Source organism: Pseudoalteromonas sp. 20-92 (genome assembly GCF_030847595.1).
Classification (GTDB): domain Bacteria; phylum Pseudomonadota; class Gammaproteobacteria; order Enterobacterales; family Alteromonadaceae; genus Pseudoalteromonas; species Pseudoalteromonas fuliginea.
In genome coordinates, this window is sequence record NZ_JANJGQ010000003.1 from 1 (window position 1) to 12,351 (window position 12,351).

Consider the following 12,351-nt stretch of genomic DNA (forward strand, 5'->3'; position numbering starts at 1 on the left):
GATGAACCGCCCATTGCGGACCCGCATGATGGGTGGTGTGGGGGCTGGAGGTTAGAGACCTCCGGCTACCCGATTATAAGCGAAACCATTTTATTTGCATATTTTTTCAACCTCTTCGTATGCAACAACAAAGTCTGGTGAAATTACAACCTTTTTAAGCAAATTATCCTCGCTTAAATAAGACCAAAGTATGTGATTACTGTCTTCAGATTTTTGAGTAATACTATCTTTATTTTCTCTTAAGTCTTCACAAGAGGGAATATTAGAATACTTATTAAGCAAGATTATTTCTCTTTTTATTATATCTTCATTGCGATCGTCAGATATGCTAGTTGCATATAAATATCCAACAGTTCCGCCAAAGAGAACTCCTAGAGTTAGATAAATTAGTGCTTTCATAGATTATAACTCCTAAGCCATATCAACAAATACCGGAGTATTCATAGGTGACCAACTAAATAATTTTTTTGCATCATCTTCACTTAGGCGAACACAACCATGAGATCCTAATGATTCAATACCAACGACTTTTAAAAAGGATGTAACACTTACAGCATTTGATTGATGGATAGCTTTACCATCATTTGTAAAAAACATCGCATAATCCATTTGTGCATTATATGCACGGCTTCTGTATTTTTGATGCTTTCTGAATATATGGTGTAAAGAAGGCTTTATTGCCGTAGGGTGTTTTTTATCGCCAGAGGCGCAATGAAATTCATGTATTTTCTTTTTTCCATCGTAAGCGTAAAGATTTTGATCATCCAAATCAACGATAATATGTTTCCCTGTAAGTCTTACACCACCAAGGTATAAAATAGTAGAGCCACTTGGACTAACTACTCCATCAGCCTTATTTCTTCCCTGTATACTGGCTTGAAAGTCTGAAATACACTGTGTTAACTCCTGAATAATATTTGGGGAGCAGGAGTTTGGAATTTTTAATCGAAGAAGTTTTTCTCGGTAGTACGGATCTTTTTTTCTATTTTCTAATAATGAAATGACACTCCTTAAGTCTGTATTGCTGTTAGTTCCTCCCTTACCAACTTTGTTGAAAATATAGTTAGCTGTTCCTATATCATGTTTTTTTTGGGTGTTGCACAGTTACCTTGTGACACTTTACTTCATCCTTGTATGAGTTAAAAAATAATCGAATGTATACTAACAGTTACATAAAATAATTACAGCCAGTAACGGAGCTTATAACGAGCCTGTAAATTAACTCATTTTTAAATTTATTTTTATTGATAAATAGACCATAGCTGAGTTCCTATTTTGGTTCAATCGATTACTGTGTTTTTCATAGAATATAAAAGCTGGTTTGGTATTGTTTCAATTGGTGTTTTGGAAGAGATTACGGGTGTTTGAGTGGCTTTTATTTAAGGTGAAAAGGCTTGCACTTCTTAATACATCGCTTTTTGCAGCTTTTCTATTTATGAACAAGGCAATACAATTGCCGCAGCGTAAACTAAAGGCATTCACTTTCATTTGACCCCGTAAGGTCAATTTATTCATCCCTTTATTTACTGTAATATTGCACTTTTTACCTAAAGGAAAGCCGCTCCAATACAGCCAAGTCGTTTGCCATTCTTTAATAAACAGCTATCGTCGACCTATGGGGTTGTCTATTTTTACTTTAATTTAACAAACTAACAAAAATATGCCACTAAATTTATTTTTAGGTTCAGAGTCTGTTTCTTTTTGTACAGGGTTAATTCCCCCGACACATTTATAAATAAAATGTTCGTCTCACACGCTTTGGCAATTCAGCGACTACTGATAAAGCCATGTGCATAGCCCAGTAAAATAATCTTTAGCATTACCGAAGGCGGATACGCGGCAGGCCCGTTTTGTCGTTGTTATACCACGTGTCAAATCCCGATAAATCGAGTTTATTTTCGACGATATAACAAAGGGCATATTCAAAGGTACCTGGCAGAATTTGCTCAGCGAAATTGATAGGAATGAATTTGTTTTGACAGGATAAGTCAGGCTTGACTTATCACCAAAAAAAAGTGCCATAACAGTTTACCATGGGTGAATAATATCTATTAGATCACAGCGAACAGAGGGATTAAAGGTTAAAAAACATTCAATTAAAAATAGTGGTATACGTTCCTCAAAAGAGTAACTCTACCACGTCCGATGCAGTAACTTGTTATGTGTTTTTTCAACTAGATAGTCAAGAAATAGCCTTATAATTGGATTTTTATATATACCTTGTTTATATACAGCATAAACGCTACCACTAGACTGCTCATTAAGAAGCGGCTCCCAATCTCGTAAGCAAACCACAAGCTGCCCACTTTTCACATAGTCAGATACTATCCAGTTTGAAAGCTGAACGACACCAAGACCACACAAGGCTGCCTCCAATAATGGTGTGCCGCCTTTTGATTTAAGATTACCACTAACTAAGACCTTAGTATTACGACGATTTTTTTTAAAATGCCAGTAAGTTCTTTGCCTCTCTTGATTGAGTAATAAGCAATTATGTAATGACAAATCTTCAGGTTTTTCAATATTGTCATTTTTTGACAAGTAATCTGGTGACGCACAAACAAAGGTATGATTTGGGATAATGTTACAAAATTTTAAACTCGAATCTTTCGGTGTTCCTATACGAATTGCCAAATCAATATTTTCCCCTGCTAGATCAACCACCTTATTCTCTAGCTCAATTTCAATTGCTATCTTTGGGTATTTTTTCAAGAATTCAGGGATTATGGGACAAACACTTAACCGACCAAAACTCTCAAACACTGAAACCCTCAAATTTCCTTCAGGCTCTTTATGACTGTCAGTCATAGACATAAGTATAGAATCACAATTAGAGACCAGATCAGAGGCTCCCTCTAAAAAAATATAGCCCTTATCTGTCAGTAATAATTGGCGCGTGCTACGTTTAAATAGCTCGGATTTCAGCTCATATTCAAGATTATCAATGGCACGAGTAACTGATGACGGAGCCATATTTAATACTTTGGCAGCTTTAGAAAAGCTACCCAACTCAACGACCTTTAAAAATATACGAACAGACTTTAACATAATAACCTTTGCGTTTTATGCAAGATTGTTTGGCTTATAGCATATATTCTAATCATTATTTGATAGGCATACAATGTATCGCGTCACTCATTTACACAAGCGAGAAAAAATATGCCGAGAGTACCTTTTGAAAATATACCCGAGAATTTAATGAACTGCATGATGCAAACAGAGAAATACATCAAGAGCTTAAACATTATTGATGAGTCTTTTATGGAGGTTTTGAGATACAGGGTCTCAGTGATAAACCAGTGCGCTTACTGCATTGAAATGCACTTTAAAGAAGCTATTGCTGCGGGTGAAAGTGAATTGCGTATTTACTCATCGTCGGCATGGAAAGAAACGAACTTTTATAACGAATCAGAGCAAGCATTACTGGAATGGACTGAGTCTGTCACAAAGCTCAATGACTCTACAGACCAAAGGCAACAATCGTTTACTAACTTGAAAAAATATTTCAGCCAAGATGATATTTCAAATTTAACCTTATCAATCGTACAAATTAATTCTTGGAATCGTTTGGCAAAACCTTTTGGCTTTGAGGCCGGAAATTATCAAGTTGGACAACATTAGTAGATTCACTATTCGGCGTCATTAATCGCTGCCGGACACATAACACTTTAGTATTTATGCAACACGCAGTTTGTGTTGCATAATCGCTTGTTGGGCTAAGGCGCTACCTGCTCGGTGTGTCAGAGTAGGATCTCCGCGTAGCGGCTTAGTTCACAACTCTCTTGAATGACAGGGGTAATCGCTCTAAATCGACCATTAATTACTATACAAAGACACTGATTGTATTGAATGCTAACTTGCTACGCTTAATTGCTTTTACAGTATGTTATTTAAGTAGAACTTGCTGAGTTTATTTTAAAGTGTGTGATGGCATGGGTAATGAAATAAAAAATAAATTTTTATTAATGAGGTTTAGGTTAAATTATATAAGAGGTTTAACACCCAAATGAGGAATTTGGGTGGCAGTCTTACCAGCCACATCTCGGCACACACGTCACAAACTGTGGCTGCTCCCTTCCGGGCCTGACCAGGTTCGCCTGCTAGTGTTGCGAGAGGACCAATAAGACTACCATTGAGGGCCTTGGTTGGCGCGGGGGGATTATCTCTACTTTTGCTCTGTTATTCAAGGGGTAATCTAAAAAGAAAGTGCGATTGCATACTTCATATACAATCGCGATGCATTTAGCTGTTTTAATGCGTATTAATTGCTCTCTAACTGAGTTTTAATATTACGTAATGCTGCTTTTACTTTTTTCATGTTCTCAGGGCCCATGCGTAAAAGTTGTTTTTGTGCAGCTGGTAATTGCTCCCACTCTGAAAATGCGTATTGATATGTTACTGAATTACGAAGTAATGGTAAGTCGCCCTCAGGTTCTGGCGTATCAAGTAACAAATCAATTGCATCGGTTAGGGTTTGATTAAACTCATCATCGCCGTAACCTATTTCAGTGTATGCACTATTAATAAGCGGTTTATATTCTTCGTACATACGCACTGCTTGAGCGGCACTCATACTGGTGAATACTTTTACATACGGTGTATAACGCTCATAGCTATTAGGATCAATCGTTAAAATATCTCCTTCTGTTACGCTAAAACTCTCTTCTGGCTTAATAACAGGTGTATGCTTTTTGGCGATTTTGCCTTGGGCAATGTTATCTATAAATACAACACCACGGCGAATCACATCGTCGGTTACCATTAAGCTCATCACAGAATCACTTAAGTACTCATCCATTTTAGCAACAACCACCGTGTCACTTTCGTCAAGCGTCACTAATGGTTCTACTTTTGGGGCAGGCTCAACAGCGCGTTGTGTTGGCACTTCAAGTTCTTTAGGTTCCTCTGGTTTTACTGCAGAAGGAGTATCAATAATAGGAGCAATTTCTGGTTTAAGCTCCATTATTGGCTGCTCTTTAACTGGCGGCTCTACCTCTGTGCGTGTTACTTTTTCATCACTTGGTTTAAGTAATACGAAGGCAGCCGCGCATGCTACGACTATTAAAATAATAACGGCAAAAAGAAGATTGTTATTAGGTGGACGTTTTTGAACATCTGACACTTCTGGTTTATCTGACATACGAACTCCATAAAAAATTAAAATGCGATATCACTTAGAATACGCTAAGTGGATTAAATTCATTCTGACACACATACTATGACATTTAATAACACGGCAATAATAGCTCAAAGGTTAAGCGCTAAATTGCAAAGTTAAATAATGTAATGAGTATAAGGGCAGTTATCCTTTGATTCTTCTAGCTTAAAGACTTACAGTGAATAAATAAAGCAAAGACGTAGAACAGTTTAACCACCAATATGAAAATCAAGCAAGTTGATCCCAAAAAACCTAAAATAGCCTTGTTACTTACAGGTGGTGGCGCACGTGCTGCTTACCAAGTGGGCGTACTAAAAGCACTCGCTCATAGCATGCCGCGTACAGCTCCATTACCATTTAGGGTAATAAATGGCACCTCAGCTGGGGCAATTAATTCTGCAGCGTTAGCATGTTACGCCTCGTGTGCGCATTTGGCTGTACGAAAGCTCGAATCTGTTTGGAAAAACTTTTCAACCTCTATGGTGTACAAAAGCGACTTTTTAAGTGTGTTTGGTCATATTGCGCGTAATATTTTAACAAGCTTTCAGTCGGAGCATATTAATCACCCGCCTGCTAGCTTGCTAAATAATCGCCCTCTTCGTAGTTTATTAAACGAAATTTTAGATTTACACCGCATTGAACGCAATTTACATCGTAATTATTTAGATGCGCTGTCTATTACGGCCTCAAGTTATACAACGGGTGACTCGGTTGCATTTTTTCAATCTAATACGCAAACATCTTGGCAGCGTGCTAAACGCGAGGGTCGTGCTACGCGCATTAATGTTGAGCATTTAATGGCGTCGAGTGCCATTCCGATGGTATTTCCTAGCGTAAATATTTATAACCATTACTTTGGTGATGGCTCTATACATCAGCTTTCACCGCTTAGTCCGTCGATTCACTTAGGGGCTGAAAAAATATTTATTATTGGGGTCGATCAACCTAAAGAATTACACCCACCGGGTTATTCTGCGCATTACCCAGGGCTTTCTGCTGTTGCAGGGCATTTACTCGACAGTGTATTTACCGACACTATGCAATCGGATTTAGAACGTTTGGACCGTATTAACCGAACCTTAGGGCTATTACCTGCACGCGATAAACATCAAGAGCTTAAACAAATTGATACGTTTGTAATTAACCCTTCGCAAAATTTTAATGCCATTGCAGCGCAGTATTACAACGATATGCCATGGGCTATTAAAGTATTGCTTCGTACCATAGGTGTAAAAAAACATTCGCAATCGAGCTTAACCAGTTATCTATTGTTTGAAAAACGCTACACCCAGCATTTAATGCAAATTGGTTATGAAGACGGTATGAAAAAATTACCGGAGATACGCAAGTTTTTAGAACTAGATTAAGCCCAAACAGAAACGTTATTCTATTCCGTCGAGCAGGTAGTGCTCTACCCGCTCAACGCGCCTTGGTTTTCCTTGCAGTACTAATATATCGTTAGCCAGTAATAAGGTTTGATCCGATGGAGCGTCTATTTCGCGATCTTGCCTGCGTAACGCTTTTATAAACACTCTTCGTTTTGTTAAATTAAGCTCACTAATACTTTTATTTACAGCAAACGCTTTATCGGGCAAAGCTATAACATGCAGGTATTCTAATCTATCGCTATTATTTTCATCGCTATCAATGTGCTCACCGGAAAAAAAGCTTTGCAAAAATTTATAGCGATTACGGCGCTCTTTACTTACACGCCTAACAATTCGGCTCATGGGTACACCCGACATAGATAAAACATGCGACACTAACATTAAACTTGCTTCTAAAGTTTCGGGCACAACTTCGGTTACCCCCAATTCTTTTAACTTTTCGAGCTGACTGTCATCTCGCGTGCGTATAAGTATTTTAACTTCGGGCGCTATTTGCTTTATAGCGTCTATTACTATTTGTGTTTGCTCAAATTCAGTAAAGGTAATAATGACTAAGCGTGCACGCTCTACCCCTGCACATTTTAAAATGTCTTTTTGTTTAACGTGTCCAAATATTACGGGTTCTCCAGCGGCTTTACCTTCTTGAACAAGTATTGGGTTACTCTCAATAGCGACATATTCTATTGCCTCAGGCTTTAAAAACCGCGCAATGGTTTGCCCAACTCTTGAAAAGCCACAAATAACAACATGATTACTATAAAGCGCGCTACTTTTAGGTTCATTTTCCCATCCCATACTTGCGCGTTTTAATACGCCTAAACGTTTTAAAATAAGCGGTGTTTTATCAATTAAAAATGGTGTAAAGGCCATTGAAAGTACACCCAATGCAATTAAAAATGAGGTTTGATCACTCGTTAATAATTGCTGTTGTCCACTTAAGGCAATAAGTACAAAACCAAACTCTCCCATTTGCCAAAGCATAATTGCACAAGCCAATGCATCTTGTCTTCGCTCCCCCATAAGCTGCGCGCTTATTGCAACAACGGTTATTTTTAAAATTAATAAGCCAAGTAACGCACCAATTATAAATAAGCCATTACTAAACACATATAATAAATCAAGCTGCATGCCGACAGTTACAAAAAATAGGCCCATTAAAATATCGCGAAAGGGCCTTATATCAGCCTCTAGTTGGTGTCTGTAATGACTCTCGCCCAACATCATACCGGCTAAAAAAGCGCCAAGAGCCATTGATAGACCAAACATATATGTTAGCAACGCGGCAAATAACGCAACCAGTAATGTTGTAAGCACAAATAACTCATCGGTGCGTACTAGCGCTATTTCGTTAAATACTTTAGGCAGTATCCATTTGCCTATAGCCCATAACAATAAGCAAACAAATGCGCCTTTAGTTAATGCAAAAGCAAGCGCCCAACTAATGCTTTGTGAATCGCTAGATGCTAATAAAGGAAGGATAATAAGCAAGGGAACAACCGCTATATCTTGAAATAACAATACACCAACGGCTAGTTGTCCACGACGCTGGTTTAGCTCGCCGGTTTCTTTTAATAACTTAACCACCACGGCAGTGGATGAAAGCGCCATAATGATACTAATAGCAAAGCTAGTTAATAAGCTGAAATTTAAGCAATATAAAACAACAATAAGTATCAGGCTGGTCACAACGACTTGTAGTGACCCAAGGCCAAACACAATATTGCGCATCGCCATTAAACGTGAAATAGAAAACTCTAACCCTAAACTAAATAACAAAAATACAATACCAAGCTCTGCCACAAAGTCGATTTCGTGCGTGTGTACCATCCAACCAATACCATGGCTGCCAGCTAAAACCCCTGTTGCTAGATACGCCAAAATAGGCGGCAATCCAATGCGCTTAAAAAACCATACAAAAAGTACTGCAACAACTAATAAGCCAAAAAATTGAACATTAATACTCTGCAAACTGAACCTCACGCTTAAATTAAACCAAGGGACTTACATTAAATATAGCAACCATCTGTTTTTCGGCCAGTTTTAAAATATGGCATAGAAATAGCTTAGTAATTGTAAAGCAACACCCTCGGGGGAGAATTTAATGGAAAACGTCCATATTTTGACACAACGTGTATCAGGTCGCGGTGATTTTTTGCCGTTCTCGGCAGAACACACACGTGTAGATGAACCAACTGAAACACACGAACTTGTTACTGAACTACAAACTAGTTTAGTTATTGAAGATGTTTTAGCTATGTATGCTAAGTTCGCAAAACAATTGCTAAACTTTTCGGGTATACAGTTTCAATCGACGCTTGGCACAGCGCAAACATCAGATAGTGATACAAACAATACACCCTATATTTTTGACTTAACAATAGCAGCAGAACACTTAGGACAACTAATTTACTTTAGTAAATATCCTCTTAGTGCTGTAATTGAAAAAAAATTACGCGTTTTACATACCGCATTAATTTACCCACTTCGAAATGCGATGATGTATAGCCGAGTATTAAAACTTGCGACAAAAGATACCTTAACGGGATTAAATAACCGTAGTCAATTTAATGATATTTTGTCGCAAAAACTCGAAAATTGTCGCCGCTATCAACGTCCTTTTAGCTTAATGCTGCTCGACTTAGATAACTTTAAACAAGTTAACGATAACTTTGGTCATAAAGTGGGCGACGATACATTGAAAGAATTCGCTAAAGTTTTATGTAGCAGTATTCGTGGTACAGACTCAGTATTTAGGTTTGGCGGCGATGAGTTCTCAATTTTAATCGAAGACCCTGAGTTTACAACTAACAAAGTAGTTGCTGAACGGATCATGCGCCTTGTTAGAGAATCAAGTTTAATGTCGCAATATGGCGTAACAACCAGCATAGGTTTTACCTTAGCAAGCAGTCAAGATTGTGATAATGAGATATTTGCTCGCGCAGATAAAGGGCTGTATAAAGCAAAGGCCTCGGGCAGAAACTGTGCTAAAGCATATTAAAATTTAAAAATACATTTAAAATAAAAGAGTCTAACTTCCCCCGTTAGGCTTTTTTATTTTGCTGTATTGTCCTGTTTAAAACTCAGGACAACACACTAAAAAGCATGACTTAACGCTCTGGCTTTATTGGTAAAAATTTATATATAACAAGCACTAAGCAAAAACCAAAAAAGAAACCACTCACTAAGTTAAGTAATGCAGCACTCTTTGCAATTGGCGTGAATAAAACTAAAATTAACGGCGTACTCACTCCTAAAACAAAAAACAGCCCACCTTTACCTAACCAATAAGCCAGTAATAATGCACCACATAATATTCCACCAGCAATAGCGTGACCCAAAGTAATTAGGTTAAGCGAAAACAAGGCATTAGCTAATACCGCGACGATAGCTGTAACTAACATCCCCAGTGGTGCTTTGTTTACTAGTGATAAGCCAACATGTGGTTGTTCTGTCATTATTTACACTCCCAAAAAATACCTGTTTCGTCAAGATGATTGGCACTCATAAAGTAGCCAACCACTTGAACCAATTCGTCATTATAAAAAATTAATGGCACATTAGCACGTAACCAAGGGGCTACTTTTGCATCTTTAAACCAATGTTTTAATGTATTACCACCTGGTTTTTTTTCCGGTTTGATCCGCGCATTGTTACAGTTAAAACGCACAGTAACTTGTTCATGCTTAAACGGCGGTCGAATACCCTTGCCATTTTTTTTTATTAGCAAACGGTCATCATTAAATTTAAGCTCATCACTTACAAGCATTTGATCTTGTAAGATTTGATATGGATTCACAAAATACAAATAGCCTTGATGGCGACGTACTTGCCCACCAGCCAAATCAATAAGCATTTGCGAATCGCTCTTAGCGCATATAGCTTGATTAATAATTTGCTCAAGTTGTTTTTGCGATGGCATAATTTGTGTAAATAATGCAAGCCACGCACGCACTATATTTGCAATGCGCGCAGTGCTGTATTCGCTTATTTTATTAATACACAATGCTTGATGCTGGTTAATACACTTATTTAAATCAAGCTGAGTATATTCATCAAGTAATGTTTGTTGTTGCTGCAGTAGCTCAATACTTCGCGCTGTACATTGCTCAAACCCATTAAAGCGTTCGGCTAATAATGGAATAACTTTGGAACGTAAAAAGTTTCGATCAAAGCGCTCATCTGTATTAGAGTCATCAGTGATATGCTTAATATTAAACTGCGCCGCAAAGGCTTCTATATCACTTCGCTTTACATTCAATAACGGCCTGAAACACACACGCCCACTTTGTAGAAAACGCGCTTGGTGCATAGCGCCAAGCCCTTTTAAACCCGAACCACGCTTTAAGCGCAGTAAAAACGTTTCTACTTGGTCGTTTAAATGTTGGCCCAGTAAAATAATGCTGCCTTGTGGGCTTAGTTCATCAAGTACTTTATAACGGGCGTCGCGCGCTTGGGCTTCAAGGCTCGTGCGCGACTGCTGCTCAATTACCACTTTCGCAGCTTCAAAAGGCACATTGAGCTCAACACATACGTTTTTGCAAAAGCGTTGCCAGTCATCAGCATACTGGCTTAAACCATGGTGAACATAAATAGCCGATACATCAATTACAGGGTTATCTTCTTTTAACGCACGCATTAAATGCAGTAACACCACAGAATCAACGCCACCAGATAACGCAACTGTAAAAACAGTCTTACCTTGCTCAATATAGCTACTTAGTGATTTTTTTAATTGTTGATAAATTGCTGATGTATACATGTGTCCGCACTTTAATATAAAAACTCTGAGTATTTTAAAGTAAAAAAGCCGCATAAGCGGCTTTTTTTAACATTTAATGTGCTTAGCAATAGCCAAACGACATTAAACGCTTGTAACGCTGATCAAGCATTTCTTCAAGCGTAAGAGCTTGTAGGTCAGCTAAATCTCGTTTTAGGCGCACTTTTAAGTTACGTGCCATAGCATCGTAATTACGGTGCGCACCACCTAGTGGCTCATCAACTAAGTTGCTGATTAAATCTAGTTCTTTGACGCGCTCTGCGGTTACACCCATTGCTTCTGCTGCAAGGGGTGCTTTGTCGGCGCTTTTCCAAAGAATAGACGCACAACCTTCAGGCGAAATTACAGAATAAGTACTGTACTGCAACATATTAACTCTGTCGCCAACACCAATCGCTAATGCACCGCCTGAACCACCTTCACCAATAACTGTACATATTGTCGGCACTTTAAGTGTCGCCATTACTTTTAAGTTACGTGCGATTGCTTCAGATTGGCCACGCTCTTCAGCGCCTACACCTGGGTATGCACCCGGCGTGTCGATAAAGGTCATGATTGGCATTTTAAAACGCTCAGCCATTTCCATTAAGCGTAATGCTTTACGGTAACCTTCTGGCTTTGGCATACCAAAGTTGCGTTTAATTTTTTCAGCAGTGTCGCGGCCTTTTTGTTGGCCAATAACCATTACTGGTTCGCCATCTAAACGCGCTATACCACCTAAAATAGCCGGATCGTTAGCAAAAGTTCGATCACCAGCAAACTCGTCAAATTCCGTGAAAATACGCTCGATATAATCTCGAGTATAAGGACGCAACGGGTGACGTGCCAACTGTGATACTTGCCAAGCGCCAAGTTCAGAGAATATCTTCCCTTTTAACTGGTCGCTTTTCTCTTTTAATTTGCTGACTTCCTCTTCTAATCCAAGGTCTAATTCGCCAGCGCGGCTTACATTTTGTAATTCTTCAATTTTCGCTTCTAATTCTGCAATCGGAAGCTCAAAATCAAGATAATTGAGGCTCATGCTCTAA

Annotated in this window: 12 protein-coding genes and 1 other RNA gene; 3 read left to right on the forward strand and 10 right to left on the reverse strand. The window is 38.5% G+C overall.

Annotated features, from left to right (window positions below; all coding sequences use genetic code 11):
• Positions 1 to 90 precede the first annotated feature (90 nt).
• The 4 genes from NRL14_RS03710 to NRL14_RS03725 all read right to left on the reverse strand — a co-directional run bounded on the left by NRL14_RS03710 (position 91) and on the right by NRL14_RS03725 (position 3,048).
• A complete protein-coding gene (locus NRL14_RS03710; protein ID WP_033014984.1) occupies positions 91 to 399 on the reverse strand; it encodes a hypothetical protein in 309 nt (102 codons plus the stop codon).
• A gap of 12 nt (positions 400 to 411) precedes the next feature.
• On the reverse strand, positions 412 to 1,104 hold the full coding sequence (locus tag NRL14_RS03715) for a L,D-transpeptidase (RefSeq protein WP_149606293.1): 693 nt from the start codon (positions 1,102 to 1,104) through the stop codon (positions 412 to 414).
• A gap of 662 nt (positions 1,105 to 1,766) precedes the next feature.
• Positions 1,767 to 1,820 (reverse strand): hypothetical protein, encoded by a 54-nt coding sequence (locus tag NRL14_RS03720; protein WP_242401453.1) that lies wholly within the window; start codon positions 1,818 to 1,820, stop codon positions 1,767 to 1,769.
• Between the two features lie 313 nt (positions 1,821 to 2,133).
• Positions 2,134 to 3,048 (reverse strand): LysR family transcriptional regulator, encoded by a 915-nt coding sequence (locus NRL14_RS03725; protein WP_306724046.1) that lies wholly within the window; start codon positions 3,046 to 3,048, stop codon positions 2,134 to 2,136.
• Positions 3,049 to 3,159: 111 nt separating this feature from the next.
• Here NRL14_RS03725 and NRL14_RS03730 point away from each other — a divergent pair, with 111 nt between their 5' ends.
• Positions 3,160 to 3,621: a carboxymuconolactone decarboxylase family protein gene (locus tag NRL14_RS03730; protein ID WP_045984446.1), complete on the forward strand. Its 462-nt coding sequence runs from the start codon at positions 3,160 to 3,162 to the stop codon at positions 3,619 to 3,621.
• Between the two features lie 405 nt (positions 3,622 to 4,026).
• Here NRL14_RS03730 and ffs read toward each other — a convergent pair.
• Both ffs and NRL14_RS03740 read right to left on the reverse strand, forming a co-directional pair.
• Positions 4,027 to 4,123, reverse strand: an RNA gene (ffs, locus tag NRL14_RS03735) — signal recognition particle sRNA small type.
• A 138-nt stretch (positions 4,124 to 4,261) separates the two neighbouring features.
• Positions 4,262 to 5,140, reverse strand: a complete 879-nt coding sequence (locus tag NRL14_RS03740) for a DUF3014 domain-containing protein (protein ID WP_033028543.1) — start codon at positions 5,138 to 5,140, stop codon at positions 4,262 to 4,264.
• A gap of 239 nt (positions 5,141 to 5,379) precedes the next feature.
• Here NRL14_RS03740 and NRL14_RS03745 point away from each other — a divergent pair, with 239 nt between their 5' ends.
• Complete coding sequence (locus NRL14_RS03745; RefSeq protein ID WP_007376790.1) at positions 5,380 to 6,525, forward strand: patatin-like phospholipase family protein; 1,146 nt, start codon at positions 5,380 to 5,382, stop codon at positions 6,523 to 6,525.
• A 15-nt stretch (positions 6,526 to 6,540) separates the two neighbouring features.
• Here the strand turns inward: NRL14_RS03745 and NRL14_RS03750 are convergent, their stop codons facing one another.
• Entirely contained in the window at positions 6,541 to 8,514 is a 1,974-nt protein-coding gene (locus tag NRL14_RS03750) for a monovalent cation:proton antiporter-2 (CPA2) family protein (RefSeq protein WP_306724047.1), read from the reverse strand.
• Positions 8,515 to 8,647: 133 nt separating this feature from the next.
• Here NRL14_RS03750 and NRL14_RS03755 point away from each other — a divergent pair, with 133 nt between their 5' ends.
• Positions 8,648 to 9,544, forward strand: coding sequence for a GGDEF domain-containing protein (locus NRL14_RS03755; RefSeq protein ID WP_008133903.1), 897 nt, complete (start codon positions 8,648 to 8,650; stop codon positions 9,542 to 9,544).
• A gap of 109 nt (positions 9,545 to 9,653) precedes the next feature.
• Here NRL14_RS03755 and NRL14_RS03760 read toward each other — a convergent pair whose 3' ends face one another.
• The 3 genes from NRL14_RS03760 to accA form a co-directional block, all read right to left on the reverse strand.
• On the reverse strand, positions 9,654 to 10,001 hold the full coding sequence (locus NRL14_RS03760; RefSeq protein ID WP_306724048.1) for a hypothetical protein: 348 nt from the start codon (positions 9,999 to 10,001) through the stop codon (positions 9,654 to 9,656).
• Positions 10,001 to 11,305 carry a tRNA lysidine(34) synthetase TilS gene (tilS, locus tag NRL14_RS03765; protein WP_306724049.1) on the reverse strand — a complete coding sequence of 435 codons (1,305 nt, stop codon included), beginning with the start codon at positions 11,303 to 11,305 and terminating at the stop codon, positions 10,001 to 10,003. The genes NRL14_RS03760 and tilS overlap by 1 nt, the downstream gene beginning before the upstream one ends.
• Positions 11,306 to 11,387: 82 nt before the next feature.
• On the reverse strand, positions 11,388 to 12,344 hold the full coding sequence (gene accA / locus NRL14_RS03770) for an acetyl-CoA carboxylase carboxyl transferase subunit alpha (protein WP_008133897.1): 957 nt from the start codon (positions 12,342 to 12,344) through the stop codon (positions 11,388 to 11,390).
• Between the last annotated feature and the right edge of the window lie 7 nt (positions 12,345 to 12,351).

Coding starts and splice junctions, on each gene's coding strand:
- NRL14_RS03710 (WP_033014984.1), bottom strand. CDS start 399: ATGAAAGCACTAATTTATCTAACTCTAGGAGTTCTCTTTGGCGGAACT.
- NRL14_RS03725 (WP_306724046.1), bottom strand. CDS start 3,048: ATGTTAAAGTCTGTTCGTATATTTTTAAAGGTCGTTGAGTTGGGTAGC.
- NRL14_RS03730 (WP_045984446.1), top strand. CDS start 3,160: ATGCCGAGAGTACCTTTTGAAAATATACCCGAGAATTTAATGAACTGC.
- NRL14_RS03740 (WP_033028543.1), bottom strand. CDS start 5,140: ATGTCAGATAAACCAGAAGTGTCAGATGTTCAAAAACGTCCACCTAAT.
- NRL14_RS03745 (WP_007376790.1), top strand. CDS start 5,380: ATGAAAATCAAGCAAGTTGATCCCAAAAAACCTAAAATAGCCTTGTTA.
- NRL14_RS03755 (WP_008133903.1), top strand. CDS start 8,648: ATGGAAAACGTCCATATTTTGACACAACGTGTATCAGGTCGCGGTGAT.
- NRL14_RS03760 (WP_306724048.1), bottom strand. CDS start 10,001: ATGACAGAACAACCACATGTTGGCTTATCACTAGTAAACAAAGCACCA.
- tilS (WP_306724049.1), bottom strand. CDS start 11,305: ATGTATACATCAGCAATTTATCAACAATTAAAAAAATCACTAAGTAGC.
- accA (WP_008133897.1), bottom strand. CDS start 12,344: ATGAGCCTCAATTATCTTGATTTTGAGCTTCCGATTGCAGAATTAGAA.